Origin of the sequence: Sphingobacterium sp. CZ-UAM (assembly GCF_002000245.1) — a bacterium.
Lineage (GTDB): Bacteria > Bacteroidota > Bacteroidia > Sphingobacteriales > Sphingobacteriaceae > Sphingobacterium.
Window position 1 is genome coordinate 76443 of sequence record NZ_MTCM01000008.1, and the last position, 20424, is coordinate 96866.

The following is a 20424-nucleotide window of genomic DNA, read 5'->3' on the forward strand; positions in this document are numbered from 1 at the left end:
CTATAACGATCAAATAACAAAGAAATAACTGAAATGTTTTATCCATTATCGTAGGAATGCCTTAATAGCTCAGTCTTTCAGCCCAGTGGAGATTATTTGGTAGTTCTATATTAGCGAATTCAATATGAATTACTCTTCTGCGTTTGTTATTGCTTGTGCGTTTGGAGCTATGGAGCAATAGCGGTTTCATGATCATTATTCCACCCGCGGGAACGGGGCAGTTTTCCTCCCGTTCGCTTGTCCAGTCAATGGTTTCAGGACGATAAACTCCTTTGTTATGTGATCCCGGAATAATATTCAATGCACCATTCTCCGCATCTGTATCATCGAGGTGGATTCTTATCGTAACTATATTTTCCAAAATTTCTAATGGTGGCTGTACAGCATATTGCTTCTGTTTTACTGTCCAGTTTGAAAAACCTTCTGTATTGACTTTTTTGAGCACAGATATCGTCAGGTCCTGGTGATAGGATACATACCAATTGGAGGTTTCTGGTTTATCAAAATAAATGCTTTTTACAATGAAATAATCTGATCCGAATAACTGTGAAATGATGGCTCTAAGATTATTATTGAAAATGCCGGTATTTAAATTAGGTATTTCTTTAATTAGCTGACGAACTGCAAAAAGATCAGAGGAGTGCCTAAAGCTATCTCTTGACTGGTCTGTTTGTTCAATTAACCTTGCTAGTTCACGAATTTCATTGTTACTAAAAACATCTTTTATAATGGTGAAACCGTCTTTTTTTATCTTGTTTTTATTGATTGTTAGGTGTTCGTTTGTAAGCATAGCGATTGTCTTTTATTGGATGTGTTTTTTATTCTAACACTTACGGTATTATCTGTGTCTGTTTAATAACAAATGAAATGGAGTCTCCATTTTGTTCGATATACACTGCGTTTTTACTTATAGGCATAATCATAGTCTTTGATACTAAATTAATAGATAGTTTCGAAAGTTTAACTTTTTATATCCCAAAAAGACAAGAGCCGCATCCTCCAGATGTGGCTCTTGTCTTGAGCTAATTGGTATTAAGCTTCCCATTTTGTGCTAATATTCGGTAGCTGCTCCATACCGCTTATATACCCCTGAAATTCTACTTTTTAGGCTTGGCCCCCACTTAAATTTGTATAGCGATAAGGCCTAAAATAAATATTGGCGGTCCTTATTGGAATAAACTGGAGTGCCGGTAAGAGGATCCAGACGAAAAAATGAAACGCTTATTATCACAGTAAATCATCAATATAATAGAAGTAGATATGAACATTAAAGAACATCAATTGACTGGGGTTTCCTATCGGGATACGCCCAATAAGAACGGGAATATAAGACCTATTTATATCATTATGCATTATGATGGGGCTTCCAACGCCACGAGTGCGCTCTATTGGATGTCAGATCCAAAAAGCAAAGTCTCGGCTCACATCCACATCAGCCGTGAAGGGGTGGTGACCCAGCTGGCACCATTTAATATCGAATGTTGGCATGCAGGCCGGAGTTCCTGGGCCGGATTGACCGATCTGAACAGATACAGTATCGGGATTGAGTTACAAAATAAAGGATCAGAGCTGTACACCGAAAAGCAGATCAATGCAGCTATCGAAGTCTGTCAGGCGATTATCGCCTATTACCCCATTCGGGAAATTTTGGGGCACAGTGATATAGCTCCGGGGAGAAAGGAGGATCCGGGAATACAGTTCCCTTGGATGAAGTTTAAGCCACTACTAAAAAAAGAATGACTATGGAACTACTTGAAATTTTTGAAAAGCTACTTATTCCTATTGCTACTGCTGTCGGAGGTTATTTTGTTGGCCGTCCCAAACAGCAGGCGGAAGTAGAAGCTACAAATGTGGAGAATGCCGGAAAGGTTATCGATAAATGGGAAGCGTATGCAAACCGGCTGGAAAAAGATATAGAACATTTAAGAGCTATTATTGAAGATCTGAATGAAGGACTGAAATTAGCCAATGAGGACCGTATCGCCTGTTCAAAAACATTAGCTGAATTGCAGTTGAAATACGATGATCTAATGAAGCTTTATAATGAATTACAGATTGAACTAAAAAGAGTAAAAAATGAAAAATATAATTCGATTGACCGTAATGCTACTGCTCGTTAGTAGCTGCGGTCTATTTAAAAAAAGCGTTAAAACAAAGGAGTCACAAACCTTGAAGACTGGAGAAAAAATGACCATACTGTCAAATGTGGATTCCAATAAGCAACGCTTGGATATGGAGCAAACCTATAATCGGCTTTCAACGCAAACTGAAGATCTGATCCAGATCGCGGGCGAAGAAATTGAGATCAGGCCAAATGGTGTGGTACGGATAGGCAGGGGACAGGTCAATAAAAAACGGATACATTCTTCCGACAGCTCCATCGCAAAGGACAGATATCTTTTCGAGCAGCGTCGGGAGCTTGTTCACAGTGCGCAGTATAAAGAAGATAAACTACGTCTGGATACAAAGGCTTCAAAACGAACCGTGCAGCCGGCTGCAATAAATATTCTGTATTTTTTGATAGGTCTGCTAGCGATAATTCTTGTAGTATGGTGGAAGCGAAAGAGGGTGTAATGACTAAATAAAACGCTATTATACCGATCAAAGAAAACATGATGCGCGTCTGTTTTATGATCGGTATAATTCTTGAAAAAACAACCTTATTTATCATTGAAACGTTTATTAATGAAGTAATAATTTGCCGCCTGTTTGATATCTTTCTTAAAATCGTTATACATGTCAAATTGGTTACATGCGCAGATAATAGACTTTTGCAAGGTGTCGCTATTTATCTTTAAATATGGCCCCAATTCTTTATATATCATACTTTTTACCTTCGTCTTTAGATTGTCCAGTTTTTCAGGCTGAAAAATGCGCAGGACAACTGCGATTGCCTTATAGCGATGCTGTATATCTTTATAGTTGATATATTCACCCATAATTTGCTGTGGCGGGATTCCCTTAAACTCACAATAACAGTCGATGACCTGGCTTATCTTGGAAAGATCTGGTTCATATATTTTATCAATTGATCTCAATATTTCAGGATGGTTCTCTTTTAAGAAACTCATAATGAAAGAATAATATAATGTGTTCATACGTTGGGCATTGGTCTTTTCATTTCGTTGACTCGTAATTGTTGTTAAATTTTCTTGTTTCATTAGGATAGTCATCAGTTCCTTATGCTGGGGCTCTTCGGAAATCATACCATGTTTCCTGATATGTTCATGGTTCATTCCTGTCGACCTGTTTAGCTGCAAATTTGTTGTGATAAAGCGTTCCATTGTGATGTTCTTTTTGAGTATATCTATTTTTTCTTCTGTCTTCTAGCTACTAGTTACCCCAACCTCATATATGGCTCATTTTTCTTTTTGATGATTTCCCAATGATAAGCTATAAATAGCAGTAGCTTTTGTTAAACAAAGTTAAACAAATTTGTTAATCATTCAATGGGTTTTAATACTATTTTTTTTAAATTATTTGTCATTTATAAAATTTATTAAACTTATTTGTTTAATATTAATTCATTGATAATGAGGTTTTAGTGATTTTATTTGATTTATTTATTTGTTTAGGTTTAATATCTTGTGTAACTTAGTGTCAGAATGTTATGAATTAGTGTAACATTTGTTAAAATGCCTATAAAAACATGGAAACTTATCCGGATAATAATTTTGAGGTTTTGCGCTTGGAGATGGGAATCACCAATCGGGAATTTGCGGGTTTATTGGGGGTGCGTGAACAAGTATATTCTCGTATTAAAAAAGGCGAATATCCGATCGGGCTTACAATGAAAACCCGGATTCAAAATGCATTTCCTTATGTTCAATACGATTGGTTGCTTTACGGAAAGGGAGAGCGGAATCAGCCTGGTGCCGTTATTCAGTCCGACACGGTATCCATGGTGCATGTCGGGAATGGAAAGTCTATTGGATATTTTTCCAATGATGTTAAATTTATAGACGAAAATAAAAACAATATTTTTTTTGAGGTTTCCCCCGGACGTTATTTAATGCAGACCAAGCTCGTAACTGAGAAAGCAAAAGCTGGTTATCTTTCTGGATTTTCGGATGCGGAATACATGGATGATTTGCCGGCTCATTTTATTACCGTGAACGAATTTCACAAAGGCGCATACCGTTCTTTTGAAGTTAGCGGAGATAGTATGACAGATGGAACTGATGCCAGTATACTGGATGGTGATATCGTTACCGGAAGGTTGATTAAACGCGAATTGTGGCAGTCGAAATTTCATACCCATAAATACAGATATTGGGTTGTCGTACACCGATATGAAGGGGTGATTATTAAGGAAATCGCACATCATGATGTCGCCAATGGGATACTTACATTGCGTTCCCTCAATACGGACAAAGCTACCTATCCCGACTTTGAAGTAAGTCTGGATGATGTAGATCAGATCTTTAATGTGGTTGATATCAGTCGCTCTTTATAAAATTGTACGAAGATAGAAGATTGCCTTTGACCACAGCTTTTCAGGATCCAAGATCAATGAAACCTTGTTGTCCCCATAAAACAGGTATTATTGAAAGAGCTGATTCCAATTGCTGCTGGATCGGGCCATTCACTAACCTGCTTGTAGCCGAATAATGCTTTTCTTTTTTGAATGGATTGGAATAATAAAGGAGTGTTACCTCATCCTGAAAAAATAAAACCCATGGTTCTTAACTTGTTAAGTTTGGCGGCTAAAAAATATAGTAAATAAAACTAATTTAATTAGTTTTATTTACTATATTTGAATAGAGTTGGAGGCAAATGAACATGTATAATGTAGGCTGACTTAGCGTCGAACAGTATATATAACAAACGCTGTCATAGATAGGTATACATAAAGAACAGTGGTTGCTCATTATTCTTACATGTTCATTGCTTTCAATTTCCTTGGATCTATGCTATAAAAAGTGCGCATAGAGCAACTCGGGAATTGTTCTAGGGATACCGGATAATGATCGGTTGTTGTCAAAGCTGCCATTTACTAATCCATCATATGTTTATTTTTAAGGCCAGGTTTTTCAACCTGGCTTTTGTGTTTAAACGCAGCTCTCCAAATAATAAACCTGTGCTATCCAGGAATAGATTGCCAGATCTACTCTTATATAATTACGGTGATTAGTTTGAGATTTAAATTGCTACCCTATTTCGATTTATTGCTTTCGGTCTGTAGCAAAGGGATAAACTGCTCATACCCCAGTGCTTTCATTTGGTCTTTGGGAATAAAACGTAGCGAAGCACTGTTGATACAATAGCGCAGTCCTCCTTGTTCTGTGGGACCGTCATTAAAAACATGACCTAGATGAGCGTCACCGGTTTTGCTTCTCACTTCGGTTCTATTCATCCCAAAAGAATTATCTTTTTTCTCAGCAATTAAACGGTCACTGATCGGTTTGGAGAAGCTCGGCCATCCACAATCAGACTCAAATTTATCGGTAGAAATAAATAAGGGTTCGCCAGTAGTGATATCAACGTAAATGCCCTCCCTAAATTCGTTCCAATAAGCATTGTCAAAAGCCCTTTCCGTAGCGTTGTTTTGAGTGACGTCGTATTGTAGCGCTGTCAGCTCCTTTTTCAGGATTTTCTTGTCAGCTTTCTTATATTTAGCAGGCTGTGGGTTTGCTTGCCGGGCTTTCTCAAATAGGCCGGCCGGAATATGGCAATAACCCTGAGGGTTTTTCTCTAGATAATTTTGATGATAATTTTCAGCAGTATAGAAATTACGTAGCGGACCAATTTCTATAACAAGTTTGGCGCTATAGTTCTTCGCAAGCTGTTCAATCTCTTCCCGGATTGTTGCTTCATCTTCTTTCTTTGTAAAATAAATTCCGGTTCGATATTGTGTGCCAATATCATTTCCCTGTTTATTCAGGCTTGTTGGGTCAATCGTTTTAAAGTATAAGTCGATCAACAATTTCAAATCAATTACTTCAGGATTGTAATGAACTTTTACGGCTTCAACAAAACCAGTATTGCCTGCTGATACCTGTTCATAGGACGGTTTAGCGAGATTTCCGTTCGCATAGCCAACTTCAGTGGCGATTACACCCCTTATTTGTTTGAAGTAGTGCTCCGTTCCCCAAAAGCAGCCTCCAGCAAAATAAATTTCCCTGGTTTGACCATTGTAGGCTGTGCCCTTTTCGGGAGCTGACGCTTTTTCCTCGCCTTGGGAAAAGCCGATCTTTACTAGTGCCAGGCCTAACAACGCAAGCACAGTGATGGTCCATATAATTTTCATGATTTTTTATTTTTTAGCAGATTGCAGTAAATTGATTCCAAATCCAAGAAATAGTATATCCTTAAGGATAAAGAAATCCGTCACAGGAATTCCGTCCACATATTTAAACATATTTGGTGTGGTAAAGAGATAACTTAAAGTCGTTATAAAAATAATACATACCCCAATTCCAGCGTATCGTCTCAGCTGTTTAAATTTCAAACACAGTAAGATGAGTAGGGCTACAGCGATCTCGACAATTCCGACTATATTGGAGACAGCTTGTACACTCAATAATCTGTATAACCATGAAGAGAGTGGATGATTCATGATCAATGGCTTTATGGCCAGCGCTTCGGTAGGCGTAAATTTAAAAATCCCAAGCCATAGGAGAATGAAGACAATGCCAAATGTGGAAATGTAAAAGCCCCATGGCGACGATGGTGATGGAGCATTTTTTGTTTGAGTAATGAGACGCATTTTTCTAAAATTTTAATTTGCACTTACTGTTTTCCTCTTAGTAGCACGTACATCAAAATCCTGACAAAAAAGTCCTATTATTTTAGCTTGTTTTTTAATTTGTCTTTAAAGAGCTGTAGTTCATCTTTGGTGAATTTTTCAGGAGCATCTTGTGTGAACATGTTTTTCATCATGCCCTCCATTGTCTGTACTTTGCGGTTATATGCACGGCACCACTTACAAATTGTAAGATGTATCCTTAAACGTATCTTTTGGAAAAATGGAATCTCATCAGCATTTCGCTGTTCAATAAGCAATGTTGCTTGCTTGCAGGGCATTATCAATGCATGAATGAGTCGTCTTATCATTTCTTACGAGATCATGAAATATTAAACCAGTTAAGTTCCAGGCACTCCCGGAGCTGCATTCGGCTTCGTTGGAGGATCTTCCAGAGATTAGTTGTCGTAATGCCCGTTTCCTGACATACATTATCCGCTTTTTTTTCTTCTAAATAATAGAGTTTTACGGGAATAAGCCATTTTATGGGCAACTTATCCATACATTCATTCATCACACGGTTAAAATCGCTGTTGTCAAGTAGGTTGCCGTCTTTATCATCCCAGTCTTGCAGTATATCATCATATTTCCATGACCCATCAGGATCAAAATATTGATCTAAAGAAATCTTGCCCGTTTGTCGGTATTTTTTACGATAAAACTCCGCGACTTTATTTTTGAGAATCGCCATTAGCCAAGTCTTTACAGTACTCCGGTTCTGAAAAGAGTGGTATGATTCGAATGCGGATATAAATACATTTTGGACAATATCTTCCGCATCCTGACGGTCAGATAGCAAAAAAAGAGCACTATTGAGCAGTATATCACTATAGGTATCAATCCATTGCTGTATATCTTCCGAGCGCTTGTCCATGTAATCTATATAATCCTATAAAAATAAAAATAGTTTTTGGATACTTCCTATCTTATCAAAATGGTTTAAATCAATTAGCGTATCAGTTTTTAAAAAACTGGATCATAATCACTAATAGCACAATAAAAAGAAGGCATTCAACAATAAGGGAGTAGATATGCTGCTTTTTGTTCCTTTTTATAAAGAAGCTGTTCGCTTTCCAAATAAAAAATATATAAGCAAGTAAAGGGTAAGTTACGATAAAAATCTTTGCCCAATATGAACTGATGGCGAAAATAAGAAGGAGAGAAATCACCAAATAGGAGAGAGCCAGCAACAGATGGAACTTTTTAAAAAATGGAATAAACTCCTTGATATTGAATTGCTGTTTTTCGGCTGTTGAAAGTGTATTATATCCAGAAAGTGATGAGTCCGCATTTTCTTCAGTGACGAGGAAAGCCACTATCGCGAACACCGCGCTTAATATTAAAACCAAAGTAATCATTTGTAAAAAGCGATGTTTTTATAATTGTATTTTGAAGAGTCTTTATTTAAAGCTCTTTTTGCTTTCATCAGTTCCATTTTTGATAATTCTCTGGGATTAAAGGGATTCCTTTCGGGAAATACAGCCCATTAAAATCAAAATAAAAGAAAGTTCCGGTTTCGGCATGTCTTATCTGAAGGAGTGCTTTCAGATTTTGAGGTGTACTGATATACCTGTAGTCGAAGCGGGAATTTCCCAAGACAGGAGTGTTCTCTTGTTGTGTGTTAATGAGTATCAATTGTGTCTGATCATCTTTTTTAGGGACTAAGCTGAATTCGTTGCTCAGTACAATTGTTTTATTTTGAGGGATTATGATCTGATTTTCTAAGCTTGGCGGTGGCATCATACCGCCCTGTAGTTCGATTTCGTGATGGAATAATTGTTTGATTGCTACAGCTTGGTAAGCTGTAGTGCCCAACTTTTTAAAATGGATATCATAGACTTCAACCATTCGGTCGGATTCAGGAATACCATACTTCTGACCGAAAACTCGTTGAATCGCATTTTTGCTCCCCAAGACAAATCCCACAAGAGTTATAGGTGCATCTTCATTTATCCGATATACGAGATCAAAACTTTCAAAATTTGGCAGAGAATTTATACGGTCAAAGTTGTTGTCCGCACTTAATACATCATAGGTTTCATCCGTTTTCAGCGCCCAGATATACTGCTTTCCATCTAGGCTTTCATTGTTCCAGCCATCCTGATTGGGTTCAATTTGTTGGTAAAGGGTTGTTAGTTTTATGGGAGGGCTTCCTTGCTTTAGGAGAACGGAGTTTCCATTAACGTCAAAGTGATAATAACTGTCTTTGTTTATCTTTAAACGTCCACATACCTGGTCAAAATGTCCGGAAAGCTGTTCCTGTCCTGAGTAAGCATCAATGACGCAGTCTTCGTTTTCATTTTTTTGGATAATATAACTACGAAAATCTTCAATGACATCATACCTACTGGAGCCATCCCGTAAAGAATCAGGGTAGACAAGTTCCATTCCGGATACACTCATCAATCCCAATTTACCGTCCGATTTGAACGGAACAAGCTGCGGTCGATCTTGAGCGGACACAGCAAGCAGCATAAAAAAGACAACAAAGGTGAAAATAAATTTCATAATAAACTTATAGCTGACAATGGCATCAATTCCCATCGATTAGAATGTTAACACTTGAATAAATTTACAAATTTAAATTTATTCAAGTGTTAAAGTGCTCTTATCTATTTATGGGATCTTTTGTTATCTTCTTCTAAAAAAATGCTTCCGAGGAACACAATTTTTTAATTTTCAAAAAGCCATTTGATACCTACAATAAGCATTATGATAACAGCAATGACATACTTTATTTTGATCACCTGTTGTTTTCTGTAAGCAATGTAAATCCCTAGAGCCATGATAAGGGCAAATCCAATAATTACCCATCCAAAGGAGAAGCTGTCTCCGAGCTGAATATTAATCATATTTTTAGTTTTTATTGAGTAATGTGCACGCGCTTATAGAATGATTTTTTAGTCTTTTTCAAAGCTGACATCAGTTATTTTATAGGAGAAATTACTTTTGTCCTGTTCAGCTTCCGGTTTTTCTAATTCGCTGTAATGGACGGTTCCTTTCATTTTAAAGGTAGTATGTGTATCGAGATTGATTTTTTCTCCGTTTTTGTCAATGACGTAGAAATTTTTTAGACTGTAGTTTTTCTGTCCCTCCGGTAGCTCAAATAGGACACTGTTTTTTTCTGTCCCCACTGGCAATATCACACTGAATGCCGTAAATTCCTCGGAACTGAAGGCATGAGGTTTCACGACAAAATGCATCGCCATGGTCTTCGACTTGCCTGAAGAAAAGGTAAAAGAAGGTGCGTCAAATTCACCCGTTAGCTCGATAGTTTTGTTGTGATTATCGTAGTTGGATTCCATTGCTTTTATCGTGTCTACAGATGTTCCATTGCAGGATGATAACGACGTTAGGCCTAGGGCGGCAACTAATAGGGCCGGGATTATTTTTTGTGTTTTCATTGGAGTTTTTTTTGATCAGTTTATACTTAAGATGATTTTATCCAAATCTTTCCTTCTTATTTTTTATAAAAGTACAATAGAATAAGTTGCATTTTCCGGCCGATTTAAATCCGCTATCAATGAATTTAAATTCGTAGGCAACGCCGCCTTTTTCGTATTTCATTAATCCGGTTCGTGGCTGCGGTACTTTATCGGGGAGGGGGGATCAGAAGCTATTATCTGGAAAAGGTAGGCGTAAAGGCAGAGATGTAAAATGGTATGAAAAGCGGACTACCTGATTGGGCAATCCGCTAAAAGTATAACAATGTAGTTTGGAACGGTAGTGAAGAAAATCCGTTTCGCGGACGCTATTAATCTTTGGATTTAAAAAATATAAGGCTGACAATTAGACAAACTAACGTCAGGAAGGAAAACAGCGTTCGCATATTATTCCAGAATACCCAGGGCTCCTCAATCAGAAGGCGCATCCGATGTATTGTTTCGGAGGTTGTAGCTGTGATATTAAGACTGTCCAATTGATTGTTGAGTGGGACATTCTTTGCTGCGGTAATGACAAATACGCCAATAATATAACTTGCACATGCAGCTGCGATCAAATAGAACTTTGGCGAAGATAGATCGAAATACATCACTGAGGATGCAATTAATAATAAAGGTGCTCCTAGAAAACAACAATAAAATACCGGATTTAAAATTTCTCTGTTGATATGCTGCATCGCTTGCAAGTAACCCTTGTCATCTAGTTTATGAAGGCCAAGATTGACCGAAAAGGTATACGCAAAAAAGAGCCCTGATATTAATGCCGATGTTATCACAGCGGCGGTTAAAGTAATTTCTTGTAGTTTCATCGATATGAATTTAAATGTTATAATTGCTGTAATTTTCTTCGATTAAAATTCGCGGATGCGGATTTTCCAAAATAGAATAAAAACGACAATTTTATCGTTTGCCGAATGTGTTGGGTGTCAGTCCTGTGAAAGCTTTGAAAACGCGGATAAAATGTGACTGGTCGGAGAATCCATTTGCATAGACAATTTCATTTATACTGCCAGAATCATGAGTGGTCAATTGTATGAGTGAAGTTTGAAATTGAACTATTTTCGCAAATTGTTTTGCAGGGATTCCAGTTTCTCTGAGGAATCTTCTTTCGAGTGTCCGGATGTGAAGATTTTCGTTTTTGGCGATCTCATGGATGGGTACAGTGCCCTTCTTATCTATAATACATTGGATTACTCCTCTTATTGAAAAATCCAGCTTTTTTCTTTTTTGCTCAAAATAACCGATAAGTAACCTGGATATGACGGCTATCTTTTCTTGGACGTTAAAGGACGACAATATTTCTTTAATGAGCTCATCTATTTCTTTCTTTTCATTTAGGTCATAGCAGCCGTCATTGATATCTTCGGGATTTATTTCCCAGAAAGCTCGCAATACGAAAGGATAGAATTGGAAAATGACGATTTTGAAAGGACCATCGACTTCAATGGTAATAGGTTTTATTGTTTGGCCATATAAAAAGATTATGGGCATTTTTTTACCATAGGGTTGAATGGTAAGGCCTCTTTCGGTTTGATGGAACATCAGTCCGGGATATCCGTCCGCAAAAAATGGAATGACCGTCTCTACATCGTCGTTGTTTTCGAATACCATAATATTCTTAACAAATAATGCAATAGATTGATCCGGAATAATGTTTTGCACCTGCATCGGGGGTATTTATGGTGAAACGCTATATAAACCTAAATATAGGTAAATCTTCTTTAAAATTGAACAAATAAGCATGACCCCACTATTTATTATAGACAGTCTGATCCCATTATTTTATCCTCGTCTCTTTTATTCATTTTTTTAAACATGGTTATCATCATTTTATCCTGTAATATTACAAAAGGTTCAATGTTTTTACAAGCTCCCTGGCTGCCGCACCGCCCGCGCGGTTGGCCCCAATTGTAGAAGCGGAGGGACCATAACCAACCAGATGAATTCGAGGATCCTTGGCGACCATCGTGGCCAGTCTGCCATCCATTAAAATCCCTCCATTTTCCTCTTTGGGTAGTACAGGATCTAAGTGCGCCAGAGCGCTTTTGAATCCCGTGTTCCAAAGGATGATATCTGCCTTTTCCTCCCGGCCGTCTTCCCACTTTACACCAGTTTTAGTGATTTCACTGAACATCGGAAATCGGGTGAGTACCCCTCTTTTTTCCATAGCCCGGATTTCTGATGAATAAGGTAGTCCTGTGACAGAAACTACTGAGCGTGGTGGTAAACCTTGTCTCACGCGCTCTTCCACCATCGCCACAGCATTGTGGCCTGCCATATCATCAAAAGGCCCTTCACGGAATAGCGGGGGACGTCGTGTGACCCATGTTGTTGTCGTCACTTCTGAGATCTGGTCTAACAACTGGATGGCAGATATACCACCACCGACTATAATAACATGTTTCCCTCTAAAATAATCCGCTGTTTTGAAATCTTTTGTATGGAGTTGTTCGCCTTCAAATAATGTTGCCCCTGGATAAAAAGGAATATAAGGGTTTTCCCAGGTTCCTGTCGCATTGATAATGCCCGCAGCAGAAAATAACGTTTTAGCCGTATCTATGTGAAAACGTTGATCATGCAAGGACACCTTGTCTACTTTGAGGGGGCGATAGACCTGTAACCCATATCTTTTCTCATAGAGGTCAAAATAATGAGGAACAGCTATATTTGCCTGTACCTCCGTTTCATCATTTGTTAATGTCTCTTCAAATGACATACCCGGCAGGTCATGGATTTTGTTGACCGTACTTAGTGTCAGCGAAGACCAGCGAAATTGCCAGGCTCCCCCTGGGGCAGGGGCTTCGTCCAGAATAATGAAATCCTGATTGATCTCTAGCCCCAATCTTTTTAAATGATAGGCAGAAGAGAGTCCGGCTTGCCCCGCACCAATTATTGCAATCTTGGTTTTGTAACGAATATTGTTTATCATCAATAGGGGATATCTAGCGCCAGCCTAATTCAGGTGCGACATGTTCCAAAATAGCAGAAAGTACATGCACGTTGTAATCTACACCTAATGTATTTGGAATTGTCAGAAGTACTGTGTCAGCTTCCTGTATAGCTTCGTCCATGGCCAGTTCTTTGATGAGCTGATCAGGTTCTGCTGCATAACTCCGGCCAAAAATAGCACGTTTGTCGGCTTCAATAAACCCGATCTTGTCAGTCCGATCCGCTTCCTGTCCAAAATAATACCTGTCTAGATCATTGACCAATGCAAAGATTGACCTACTGACTGATACCCTGGGCTCCCCGGGATGGCCTGCTTCTTTCCAGGCATCTTTATATAAACGTATCTGTTCAGCCTGTTGGATATGAAAAGGTTTTCCGTTTTCATCGTATTTTAGGGTAGAACTTTGTAAGTGCATTCTGTTTTGCGCAGCCCATACCGCTGTCGCATTCGATGCTGCACCCCACCAGATGCGCTCGCGCAATCCTTGGGCATGTGGTTCTAGCCTCAGTAGACCTGGAGGATTTGGAAACATCGGGTAGGGGTTGGGTTCGGCAAAACCTACTCCTTTGAGTTTGTCCAAAAATTCCAATGCTTTCCTACGGCCCATATCAGCATCGGTTTCACCCTCAGCGAGGTCGTAACCGAAATAACGCCAACCATCGATTACCTGTTCGGGCGATCCTCTACTGATCCCCAGTTGTAAGCGGCCTCCCGAAATTAAATCGGCCGCTCCGGCATCCTCCACCATATAGAGTGGATTCTCATAACGCATATCAATGACACCGGTACCTATTTCAATTGTCCTCGTCTTCGCTCCAATGGCCGACAATAAAGGAAAGGGCGAGGCTAATTGATTGGCAAAATGATGTACACGAAAATATGCTCCGTCAATGCCTATTTCTTCTGCCGCCACAGCTAGATCTATTGACTGAAGTAACGTATCACTTGCCGTTTGGGTACTGTAAGCTGGATGTTTGGACCAATGTCCAAAAGATAAAAAACCTATTTTCTTCATTCGTTGCCGAGATTTGATGTTTATCAAATTTAATAAATCAAGGCTGATCTGTGGCTAGGGATTTGTCCGGGGGATGTCAATAAATAGGCGATAGAAGTTGCCGTACTTTCAACGGTATTTAATAAGGGAAGGAGATTCAAAAAGCACTACCTTTGTGTACTATCGTTACTAAAATATATTCACTATGACACCCGAAAAATTGTTGAAACAGATTGATTTTATCAAGGAGATCGACAAACTGAAGTACATTCAGCGAAAGACGAAGCTTTTCCATAGTGACCGTTGTGAAAATGATGCTGAACATAGCTGGCATTTGGCATTAATGGCTATTGTCTTATTTGAGCATGCTGACGAATCGGTAGATTTATTAAAAGTTATTAAAATGGTTTTGATTCATGATATTGTTGAAATCGATGCTGGCGATACCTTTATCTATGATACCCAAAAAGCACACTGTAATACCGAGCTGGAACGTTTGGCTGCCAATAGAATATTCGGGCTTTTACCGGAACCTCAGGCAGAGGAACTGATAGCTATCTGGGAGGAGTTTGAAGCTGGAGAGACCCGCGAAGCGCAGTTTGCCCGTGCAATGGACCGGTTAGAACCCCTGTTACAGAATAGTTCCAACAATGGCGGCACCTGGAATGAACCTGGCGTAAATTATAGTAAGGTATACGCAAAAAAAAGTGTGATCAGAGATGGCTCGTCGGTATTATGGGAATATGCCGAAACCTTGATTGATGAAGGCGTGAGGAAAGGGATCTTGAAGAAAAGTTGATCTGTATACCCAAATTTGTTTATACCCTAGCTAGCCAATACATGTACATCTCCATAAGAAGCAAGTCTCTCCCGAAGTTTTGCTTGTTTTTTCCTATTCAGACGAATATTAAATCAACATGGACGAATTGTAAATGTGAGATTATGGTCAGGAGTATTTTATATACATTTATTTTGAAATTATACTCACTGAGCAGTTTTCTTAAGAAGCCATTTAAATCAATATACTAACTAAGCCACATTTTTCTTATGTGGCTTTTTTTATTTATACAGTTTTTTTTGATTCGTTATCAGCGGGTGAATTCCAATATTTAGGATTGGAAAGTATGAAACCAATAATGTCGCCACTGACTTTCATAGGCAAGATATAACCCCAGATCATCATAAACATTGGAATATAAAGTTTAAAAAAGGGAACTGCGACCAACTCACTTGGACTGGCATTCGAATAAGTCAAACGTGCCTTGTTATTTTTATAGTAGAAAATAGCATTCGACAACGCCCAAATTGCCGGGTAGAAATCTGAGGATTGAAACACGAAGCTGTTGCGATGGACGTTCCAGTTGACCGTAAGGACAATTACGGCTAAAAATACCGTGAAAAAGCAAAGAAGAATAAAGAAGATTGTTGTATAAACCCAATTGCCAGTCTCGTCCTTTTCAATATAGGTTCCAAATGATTTTCTGTTTTTATCCGATTTTTTTCGCTTACGATTCAGTCTTATTTTTTTTACCGCATAGTTGATCGGTGTGTTTTTGAGGAGTAGATAATGTGCAACAGCATATGCAAATGTCTGAATTGACTGGGCGACAATGATATTATAGTTATAGATTGTGTCGTTACCATATAAATAGACAATCAATAGATTAAGCAATAAGACACTCCAGAATAGTGGGTCTCTCAAAAGGTTTTCCAGAACTAATTTTTTATTGGTCACGACTAATTCTAATTTAGATTCTGATTTTAATTTATTCTATCCCAATGAAATGAGCAGATATTTTTCTTCGGACTTTATAAGGCACTTATCAGATTCTATTCCGAACGAATGTTGTCAAATATATAAATACTTGATGTGTATTAAAAGAGGAAAAAGGATTGTTTACCGACATAAATCCGCTTTTTACCGAAAATATATGGTATAAAATATTCTTATTTGAGATATTGGGACATAATAATATATCGGCTATAGTATGGTACATTTCTTTAATGCGTTGATCATCTTATTGTTTTTTATGGTTCTGACCTTTTTTTCCAATAGTAGTGAGGCGAGGAAACATGACGAAGTTTTTGCCGATGCTTTACAGCGCTCTCATACCGATTCTTTGAGTATATCAGACAAGAAAGAACCGATTGTCCCGCCACATTTTATAGCCCATAGCAGTAGCTGCGGTTTAAGTACACAACACTAGAGGAGAATGCTTCAGGTAAGGAAGTAAAAGTAAATTCTATAAATTTAAGTGATATCTAATCTAATGAAACGAGTTGTAATATTTAAAACAAATGTCAATAAATATAGAGAAGCAAAACAGATCGTTATGACCCTGCTGCAATTGTTCTCCTCTTATAAAGTTAACTTTGATCTTGACGACGAAGAGCGGATTTTAAGGATAGAATCTACTCAAACGGATATTGAAACAAAGGGTATTATCAAGCAGATGCTTGACTGGGGCTATCAATGTGAACATATAAAATAACGATGAGATTCGGACACAGTGGCTTTTTCAAGCTCCCTGGCCAACTAACTATGCTGTCCGCTATTATTTTTTTGGAGTTTCCACATATATAAGATGGTCAAGGTCAGCAATATAGAAAAAATAAAGTAGCGCCAGGCTAATCCGTTTTGTGCGGTCACTTTGCCACTAATGGACACCATAAAATTGGAAAGGGATGTCACGATATAGACCATTCCGCCCATTAACCCACCGGCGGTTCCTGCATGTTTTGGAAAAAATAACATGCTATTGGTAAAAAAGCTTGTAAATAATACCCCTGAAATCGTATGGATAAAAAATGCAAAACCGACCATTATATACAGATTCTGCGAGTACATGCCGATAAGTATTAAAACAACGATAAGGGCTGCCTGGAATAAAGCAGGAGCGACGACCCGGGGCACGAAGTCAAGATGCATGCGCTTTTTGGTAATAAATCCGCCGATCATCCATGAAAACCCCAATATCAATGTACAATAACCAATTGTGACGGATGAAAAGTGAAATGTATTTTCAATAATAAATGGCCCTGTCATATTGAAGAGCATTACAATGGAGTAACTAAAACCCAGTACCAGAATGCCCAATATAAAAAGCTTATTTTGCAACATCATTTTATATAGATTGAGATTGTCCTGTAGGTCAATCTTTTTCTTTTCGGCAATACTTTCTCCGCTGTACAACAGTTCAAACAGTAATAACAAACCTGCGTAGAATGCAAGGAAATAAAAATTGGCCTGCCAACTGAATAATTTCTCCAGATAACCTCCTAAAAATGGTGCGAGTATCGGACCACACGACCAGACGATGGTAAAATAGCTTAAGTAATTTTTTAACCGATCGCCTGCATATAGGTCGACGAAAAGGGCACGTGTAGCAACGACCAAAATGGATATAGCTATACCTTGCACAATTCTCAACAAACAAATAAACAGGATACTCTGTGTTTGGGTTATTATTAAGCTGCTTAGTATCAAAAGAGTTAATGCCAGGAGCTTAGGTCGATATCGACCTATACTGTCCAGAATATTTCCTACAAATAACTGGGAAATGCCATAGCTCAATAGGTAACTGGTCAATGTTAATTGAATATCTCGTTCCTGAACAAGTAGACTCTTGGCCATCGCTGGAAACGAAGGCAGATAGATATCGGTTACAAATCCTGAAAGTGGCATGGATACAAAGGCCATGACTGTTACTAACCTGACGCGTTGCGCAGAAGCTTCCTTTAACATTTTTACTCTTTTTTGTTAAACAAAACTAGCGACTTTTTAATCAATACATATATTGCCTAACAAAGTAAAAATTACGAAAATCAAATATTATTTATGTCTTTGTCTAAATTTGAGCGGAGAGGTCTCTGCATATTTCTTAAAGAAATTATTAAAATGGGTTGGTTCTTCAAAGCCAAGTGTATAACCGATCTCAGCGACATTCCAGTCCGTATAGATTAATAAATTCTTGGCCTCTTCATAGATTTTTTGTTTGATGATCTGTGTTGTTGTCTGATTTGTAACCGATTTGACAGAAGCATTGAGATGATTGACATGCACATTTAACTTTGCTGCGAAGTCGGCTGCGGTATGTAATGCAAGTGGGTAGGCTGGGGAATCCAGGGGAAACTGTTTGTGAAGTAATTCATCAAACAGACGGTACATCCGCACACTGCCCGATTGATCCTGTAACTCAACATCTTCCACTCTCCATTCCAGGGCCAGATGAAGTATTGCTGCCAGATTGCTTTTGATCGCGCTACAACGGAGCGGATAACTGGAATTATTCAACCGGTACATATTGTCAAAAATTGTTGTAATTAAATTCAGCTGTGCTTCGTCTAAAAAGATAATGGGCTTACTCCACTCTTTGAATAGTGAGGTCTTTTTAAATGGTTCGAATGTCTGACTTCCTGAAAAAAATTCTTGATTGAAAAGGCAAAAGTATCCTTCTTGTTGATTTGTATCGCATACCCAGGTATAGGGAATATTTAGTGCGGGTAAAAATAGGGCAGGTCGGTCGATATATAGTTCATGCTGACCATATTTGAACCACCCTTTTCCTAAGATGAGACTGATTTTGTAAAAATCGCGCCTATTGTACGGAGTTTTAAAATCGCAATATTTGCGTGGCGAGATATTGAAATGTGATTTTCCGAGCTCGACATCAAGTATATCTCCATTGTTGGTATGTAGATGACTTAATCTTTTATAGTAATCCTGTAAGGTTTCCAGTGTTTCACTCATGATTATGCAAAGTTACAAAAATCAAATGTAATATGCACTTTCTTTGATAAGTCGCCCCTATGTGAAATTGCATTCCATAAAATAGCCATAATCCAAATGAATTATGGCTATTTTAACCCCCAGGTTAATCAGTATTAATTTAGCGGTTTGATCAGGACCTGATCTACTATTTTTCCTTGCTGATCAAGTACTTTAAATACTCCTTTTTCATTGTTTAGATCCACCCGAAGTACATTATTGTTGGAGTTGACAATAATTGGGAAATGGATAGCATGTGTTGCATTTTGGATTATATGTTTATGCAGATGGCCCGATAACATGATTTGTGTTCCTGCTTTATTCAAAATGGGAACAAATTTTTCAAGGATTTCCTGTTCGCCATGCCAGCCACCGAAAGGGGGCATATGACAGATCACTACTTTGTACTTGGCATCTTTGAAAGACGGATCTTCAACTGCACGGGCGAGCCATGCCGCCTGTTCGGATCTATAATTGTCCATCTCCACGATACCACTGTATTCTATATCGGTATCGGGTTTATCTTCGCCGCAGTCCAGCACGATAAAGCCGGTGTTACCATGTCGGAATTGATAATATAGTTTACCGGTTGGGGTAGGGAAATATTTGGGGTATTCAATCGCAAAAGGTCCACGGGTTTCGTGGTTGCCGCGTGAGTAGAACATCGGTTTTTCACTTGCAAATCTTTTGATGGCGGTGTCCATAAATCCCTCGTACATTTGTTTTTCGCTCAATAGATTATTTACCATATCACCATTGAAAATTACAAAATCGCTGGTCTTTAAATCACCTATATCCAGTAGCTTATCCAGTATCTCATTACGCTCATGGATATCGTTGACAACGGTGAAATGCGTTGACGCAGCATTGCCCAGCGTTTGAAAAGACAAAGGCGCTTGGCGGTAGACATTGCTTGCGGCCACTTTTCCATATTGTACATTGACTCCCTCATGTTTTAACACCTGCTGACTATACACACGGTAACGATACCTTGTCCCCGGTTTCAGATTGTTCAACCTTACCTGATGCAAGGTACCCACTTTTTTGAAACCGTAGGCCGAAGCAAAGTACTTGGTTCTTTCTTTGAAATAAAAGTGACTTGAATCATCCGGTGCTAATTCCACCCATCCCGTTGCTGGCTTGTCTGTTGTCCAGATGATGGAAACCTCCTGTTCGGTCAACCCTTGTATAAAAGGAAAGTGGGTTATTTTGATATCCTCCTGTCCGATCGCAAAGAAGCTGTTGAACAGAAATAGTGTGAGGAGTAGATGCCATCGTTTCATATGAATATCTTAAGGTTTAAGTGGATAAATTATTCTATTTTAAATCATCACGTAAAATAGATAAAAATCAGGAAAAAGCTTGGGATCTTTTCGCAACAATTATGTTCCAAACGGAGAGAAACTCTTTAGAAGTCTTTTAAATAGATAAGCTGCAGCTTAACAATCAAATATTTAAGACGACAACTGTTTGTAGTACATATTGTTATCTTCCAGAAGGAGAATAAAATCCAAATATGCCTTT

General features: G+C 38.4%; 25 protein-coding genes and 1 pseudogene. 7 read left to right on the forward strand and 19 right to left on the reverse strand.

From position 1 onward, the window contains the following. Positions 1-61: 61 nt before the first annotated feature. On the reverse strand, positions 62-790 hold the full coding sequence (locus BWD42_RS22075; RefSeq protein ID WP_077438579.1) for a phytanoyl-CoA dioxygenase family protein: 729 nt from the start codon (positions 788-790) through the stop codon (positions 62-64). Between the two features lie 470 nt (positions 791-1260). Here BWD42_RS22075 and BWD42_RS22080 point away from each other — a divergent pair, with 470 nt between their 5' ends. From BWD42_RS22080 to BWD42_RS22090, 3 genes are read left to right on the forward strand one after another with little or no spacing between them, the layout of a single operon-like run. Then, positions 1261-1740, forward strand: coding sequence for an N-acetylmuramoyl-L-alanine amidase (locus BWD42_RS22080; RefSeq protein ID WP_077438580.1), 480 nt, complete (start codon positions 1261-1263; stop codon positions 1738-1740). A gap of 2 nt (positions 1741-1742) precedes the next feature. After that, positions 1743-2120, forward strand: coding sequence for a hypothetical protein (locus tag BWD42_RS22085; RefSeq protein WP_077438581.1), 378 nt, complete (start codon positions 1743-1745; stop codon positions 2118-2120). Beyond that, entirely contained in the window at positions 2077-2574 is a 498-nt protein-coding gene (locus BWD42_RS22090) for a hypothetical protein (protein ID WP_139351250.1), read from the forward strand. Before BWD42_RS22085 ends, BWD42_RS22090 begins: the two co-directional genes overlap by 44 nt. Before the next feature lie 86 nt (positions 2575-2660). On the opposite strand, the gene BWD42_RS22095 is transcribed toward BWD42_RS22090, so the two are convergent. Then, a complete protein-coding gene (locus tag BWD42_RS22095) occupies positions 2661-3284 on the reverse strand; it encodes a hypothetical protein (protein WP_139351251.1) in 624 nt (207 codons plus the stop codon). A gap of 365 nt (positions 3285-3649) precedes the next feature. Between BWD42_RS22095 and BWD42_RS22100 the strand changes: the two genes are divergently transcribed. Beyond that, on the forward strand, positions 3650-4456 hold the full coding sequence (locus BWD42_RS22100) for a LexA family transcriptional regulator (protein WP_077438584.1): 807 nt from the start codon (positions 3650-3652) through the stop codon (positions 4454-4456). A gap of 699 nt (positions 4457-5155) precedes the next feature. Here BWD42_RS22100 and msrB read toward each other — a convergent pair. The 13 genes and pseudogenes from msrB to BWD42_RS22160 all read right to left on the reverse strand — a co-directional run bounded on the left by msrB (position 5156) and on the right by BWD42_RS22160 (position 14153). Beyond that, positions 5156-5593 carry a peptide-methionine (R)-S-oxide reductase MsrB gene (gene msrB, locus BWD42_RS25290; protein WP_262507853.1) on the reverse strand — a complete coding sequence of 146 codons (438 nt, stop codon included), beginning with the start codon at positions 5591-5593 and terminating at the stop codon, positions 5156-5158. Between the two features lie 87 nt (positions 5594-5680). After that, positions 5681-6250 (reverse strand): annotated as a pseudogene (msrA, locus tag BWD42_RS25295) (peptide-methionine (S)-S-oxide reductase MsrA); the annotation flags it as partial. Between the two features lie 6 nt (positions 6251-6256). Continuing rightward, positions 6257-6709 (reverse strand): DUF417 family protein, encoded by a 453-nt coding sequence (locus BWD42_RS22110; RefSeq protein ID WP_077438586.1) that lies wholly within the window; start codon positions 6707-6709, stop codon positions 6257-6259. Between the two features lie 77 nt (positions 6710-6786). Further along, on the reverse strand, positions 6787-7056 hold the full coding sequence (locus tag BWD42_RS22115; RefSeq protein WP_077438587.1) for a hypothetical protein: 270 nt from the start codon (positions 7054-7056) through the stop codon (positions 6787-6789). An 11-nt stretch (positions 7057-7067) separates the two neighbouring features. After that, a complete protein-coding gene (locus tag BWD42_RS22120) occupies positions 7068-7619 on the reverse strand; it encodes a sigma-70 family RNA polymerase sigma factor (protein ID WP_077438588.1) in 552 nt (183 codons plus the stop codon). 82 nt (positions 7620-7701) lie between these two features. After that, a complete protein-coding gene (locus BWD42_RS25300) occupies positions 7702-8103 on the reverse strand; it encodes a DUF3784 domain-containing protein (RefSeq protein ID WP_077438589.1) in 402 nt (133 codons plus the stop codon). Positions 8104-8170: 67 nt separating this feature from the next. Further along, positions 8171-9253 (reverse strand): hypothetical protein, encoded by a 1083-nt coding sequence (locus BWD42_RS22130; RefSeq protein WP_175992128.1) that lies wholly within the window; start codon positions 9251-9253, stop codon positions 8171-8173. Positions 9254-9417: 164 nt separating this feature from the next. Continuing rightward, positions 9418-9597: an LPXTG cell wall anchor domain-containing protein gene (locus tag BWD42_RS22135; protein WP_077438591.1), complete on the reverse strand. Its 180-nt coding sequence runs from the start codon at positions 9595-9597 to the stop codon at positions 9418-9420. Positions 9598-9645: 48 nt separating this feature from the next. Further along, a complete protein-coding gene (locus BWD42_RS22140; protein WP_077438592.1) occupies positions 9646-10149 on the reverse strand; it encodes a hypothetical protein in 504 nt (167 codons plus the stop codon). A 350-nt stretch (positions 10150-10499) separates the two neighbouring features. Next, the gene (locus tag BWD42_RS22145; RefSeq protein WP_077438593.1) at positions 10500-10997 is read right to left on the reverse strand and encodes a DUF1772 domain-containing protein; all 498 of its coding nucleotides are present in this window, start codon (positions 10995-10997) and stop codon (positions 10500-10502) included. 91 nt (positions 10998-11088) lie between these two features. Further along, positions 11089-11856, reverse strand: coding sequence for a helix-turn-helix domain-containing protein (locus BWD42_RS22150; RefSeq protein ID WP_077438594.1), 768 nt, complete (start codon positions 11854-11856; stop codon positions 11089-11091). 175 nt (positions 11857-12031) lie between these two features. Beyond that, positions 12032-13117: an NAD(P)-binding domain-containing protein gene (locus BWD42_RS22155; RefSeq protein WP_077438595.1), complete on the reverse strand. Its 1086-nt coding sequence runs from the start codon at positions 13115-13117 to the stop codon at positions 12032-12034. Positions 13118-13130: 13 nt separating this feature from the next. Then, on the reverse strand, positions 13131-14153 hold the full coding sequence (locus tag BWD42_RS22160) for an LLM class flavin-dependent oxidoreductase (protein WP_077438596.1): 1023 nt from the start codon (positions 14151-14153) through the stop codon (positions 13131-13133). 184 nt (positions 14154-14337) lie between these two features. Here BWD42_RS22160 and BWD42_RS22165 point away from each other — a divergent pair, with 184 nt between their 5' ends. Continuing rightward, entirely contained in the window at positions 14338-14931 is a 594-nt protein-coding gene (locus BWD42_RS22165) for an HD domain-containing protein (protein WP_077438597.1), read from the forward strand. 264 nt (positions 14932-15195) lie between these two features. On the opposite strand, the gene BWD42_RS22170 is transcribed toward BWD42_RS22165, so the two are convergent. Further along, positions 15196-15867, reverse strand: coding sequence for a hypothetical protein (locus tag BWD42_RS22170; RefSeq protein ID WP_077438598.1), 672 nt, complete (start codon positions 15865-15867; stop codon positions 15196-15198). Positions 15868-16120: 253 nt separating this feature from the next. Here BWD42_RS22170 and BWD42_RS22175 point away from each other — a divergent pair, with 253 nt between their 5' ends. Together BWD42_RS22175 and BWD42_RS22180 are read left to right on the forward strand one after the other, a co-directional pair. Next, complete coding sequence (locus BWD42_RS22175) at positions 16121-16339, forward strand: hypothetical protein (protein ID WP_077438599.1); 219 nt, start codon at positions 16121-16123, stop codon at positions 16337-16339. 63 nt (positions 16340-16402) lie between these two features. Further along, on the forward strand, positions 16403-16624 hold the full coding sequence (locus BWD42_RS22180; protein WP_077438600.1) for a methyltransferase type 11: 222 nt from the start codon (positions 16403-16405) through the stop codon (positions 16622-16624). A gap of 44 nt (positions 16625-16668) precedes the next feature. On the opposite strand, the gene BWD42_RS22185 is transcribed toward BWD42_RS22180, so the two are convergent. From BWD42_RS22185 to BWD42_RS22195, 3 genes are all read right to left on the reverse strand, one after another. Beyond that, complete coding sequence (locus BWD42_RS22185) at positions 16669-17877, reverse strand: MFS transporter (RefSeq protein WP_077438601.1); 1209 nt, start codon at positions 17875-17877, stop codon at positions 16669-16671. 87 nt (positions 17878-17964) lie between these two features. Beyond that, positions 17965-18882, reverse strand: coding sequence for a helix-turn-helix domain-containing protein (locus BWD42_RS22190; protein WP_077438602.1), 918 nt, complete (start codon positions 18880-18882; stop codon positions 17965-17967). A gap of 134 nt (positions 18883-19016) precedes the next feature. Beyond that, a complete protein-coding gene (locus BWD42_RS22195; protein WP_077438603.1) occupies positions 19017-20183 on the reverse strand; it encodes an FN3 domain-containing metallophosphoesterase family protein in 1167 nt (388 codons plus the stop codon). Positions 20184-20424 lie beyond the last annotated feature (241 nt).

Coding starts and splice junctions, on each gene's coding strand:
- BWD42_RS22075 (WP_077438579.1), bottom strand. CDS start 790: ATGCTTACAAACGAACACCTAACAATCAATAAAAACAAGATAAAAAAA.
- BWD42_RS22080 (WP_077438580.1), top strand. CDS start 1,261: ATGAACATTAAAGAACATCAATTGACTGGGGTTTCCTATCGGGATACG.
- BWD42_RS22085 (WP_077438581.1), top strand. CDS start 1,743: ATGGAACTACTTGAAATTTTTGAAAAGCTACTTATTCCTATTGCTACT.
- BWD42_RS22090 (WP_139351250.1), top strand. CDS start 2,077: ATGAAAAATATAATTCGATTGACCGTAATGCTACTGCTCGTTAGTAGC.
- BWD42_RS22095 (WP_139351251.1), bottom strand. CDS start 3,284: ATGGAACGCTTTATCACAACAAATTTGCAGCTAAACAGGTCGACAGGA.
- BWD42_RS22100 (WP_077438584.1), top strand. CDS start 3,650: ATGGAAACTTATCCGGATAATAATTTTGAGGTTTTGCGCTTGGAGATG.
- BWD42_RS22110 (WP_077438586.1), bottom strand. CDS start 6,709: ATGCGTCTCATTACTCAAACAAAAAATGCTCCATCACCATCGTCGCCA.
- BWD42_RS22115 (WP_077438587.1), bottom strand. CDS start 7,056: ATGATAAGACGACTCATTCATGCATTGATAATGCCCTGCAAGCAAGCA.
- BWD42_RS22120 (WP_077438588.1), bottom strand. CDS start 7,619: ATGGACAAGCGCTCGGAAGATATACAGCAATGGATTGATACCTATAGT.
- BWD42_RS25300 (WP_077438589.1), bottom strand. CDS start 8,103: ATGATTACTTTGGTTTTAATATTAAGCGCGGTGTTCGCGATAGTGGCT.
- BWD42_RS22130 (WP_175992128.1), bottom strand. CDS start 9,253: ATGAAATTTATTTTCACCTTTGTTGTCTTTTTTATGCTGCTTGCTGTG.
- BWD42_RS22135 (WP_077438591.1), bottom strand. CDS start 9,597: ATGATTAATATTCAGCTCGGAGACAGCTTCTCCTTTGGATGGGTAATT.
- BWD42_RS22140 (WP_077438592.1), bottom strand. CDS start 10,149: ATGAAAACACAAAAAATAATCCCGGCCCTATTAGTTGCCGCCCTAGGC.
- BWD42_RS22145 (WP_077438593.1), bottom strand. CDS start 10,997: ATGAAACTACAAGAAATTACTTTAACCGCCGCTGTGATAACATCGGCA.
- BWD42_RS22150 (WP_077438594.1), bottom strand. CDS start 11,856: ATGCAGGTGCAAAACATTATTCCGGATCAATCTATTGCATTATTTGTT.
- BWD42_RS22155 (WP_077438595.1), bottom strand. CDS start 13,117: ATGATAAACAATATTCGTTACAAAACCAAGATTGCAATAATTGGTGCG.
- BWD42_RS22160 (WP_077438596.1), bottom strand. CDS start 14,153: ATGAAGAAAATAGGTTTTTTATCTTTTGGACATTGGTCCAAACATCCA.
- BWD42_RS22165 (WP_077438597.1), top strand. CDS start 14,338: ATGACACCCGAAAAATTGTTGAAACAGATTGATTTTATCAAGGAGATC.
- BWD42_RS22175 (WP_077438599.1), top strand. CDS start 16,121: ATGGTACATTTCTTTAATGCGTTGATCATCTTATTGTTTTTTATGGTT.
- BWD42_RS22180 (WP_077438600.1), top strand. CDS start 16,403: ATGAAACGAGTTGTAATATTTAAAACAAATGTCAATAAATATAGAGAA.
- BWD42_RS22185 (WP_077438601.1), bottom strand. CDS start 17,877: ATGTTAAAGGAAGCTTCTGCGCAACGCGTCAGGTTAGTAACAGTCATG.
- BWD42_RS22190 (WP_077438602.1), bottom strand. CDS start 18,882: ATGAGTGAAACACTGGAAACCTTACAGGATTACTATAAAAGATTAAGT.
- BWD42_RS22195 (WP_077438603.1), bottom strand. CDS start 20,183: ATGAAACGATGGCATCTACTCCTCACACTATTTCTGTTCAACAGCTTC.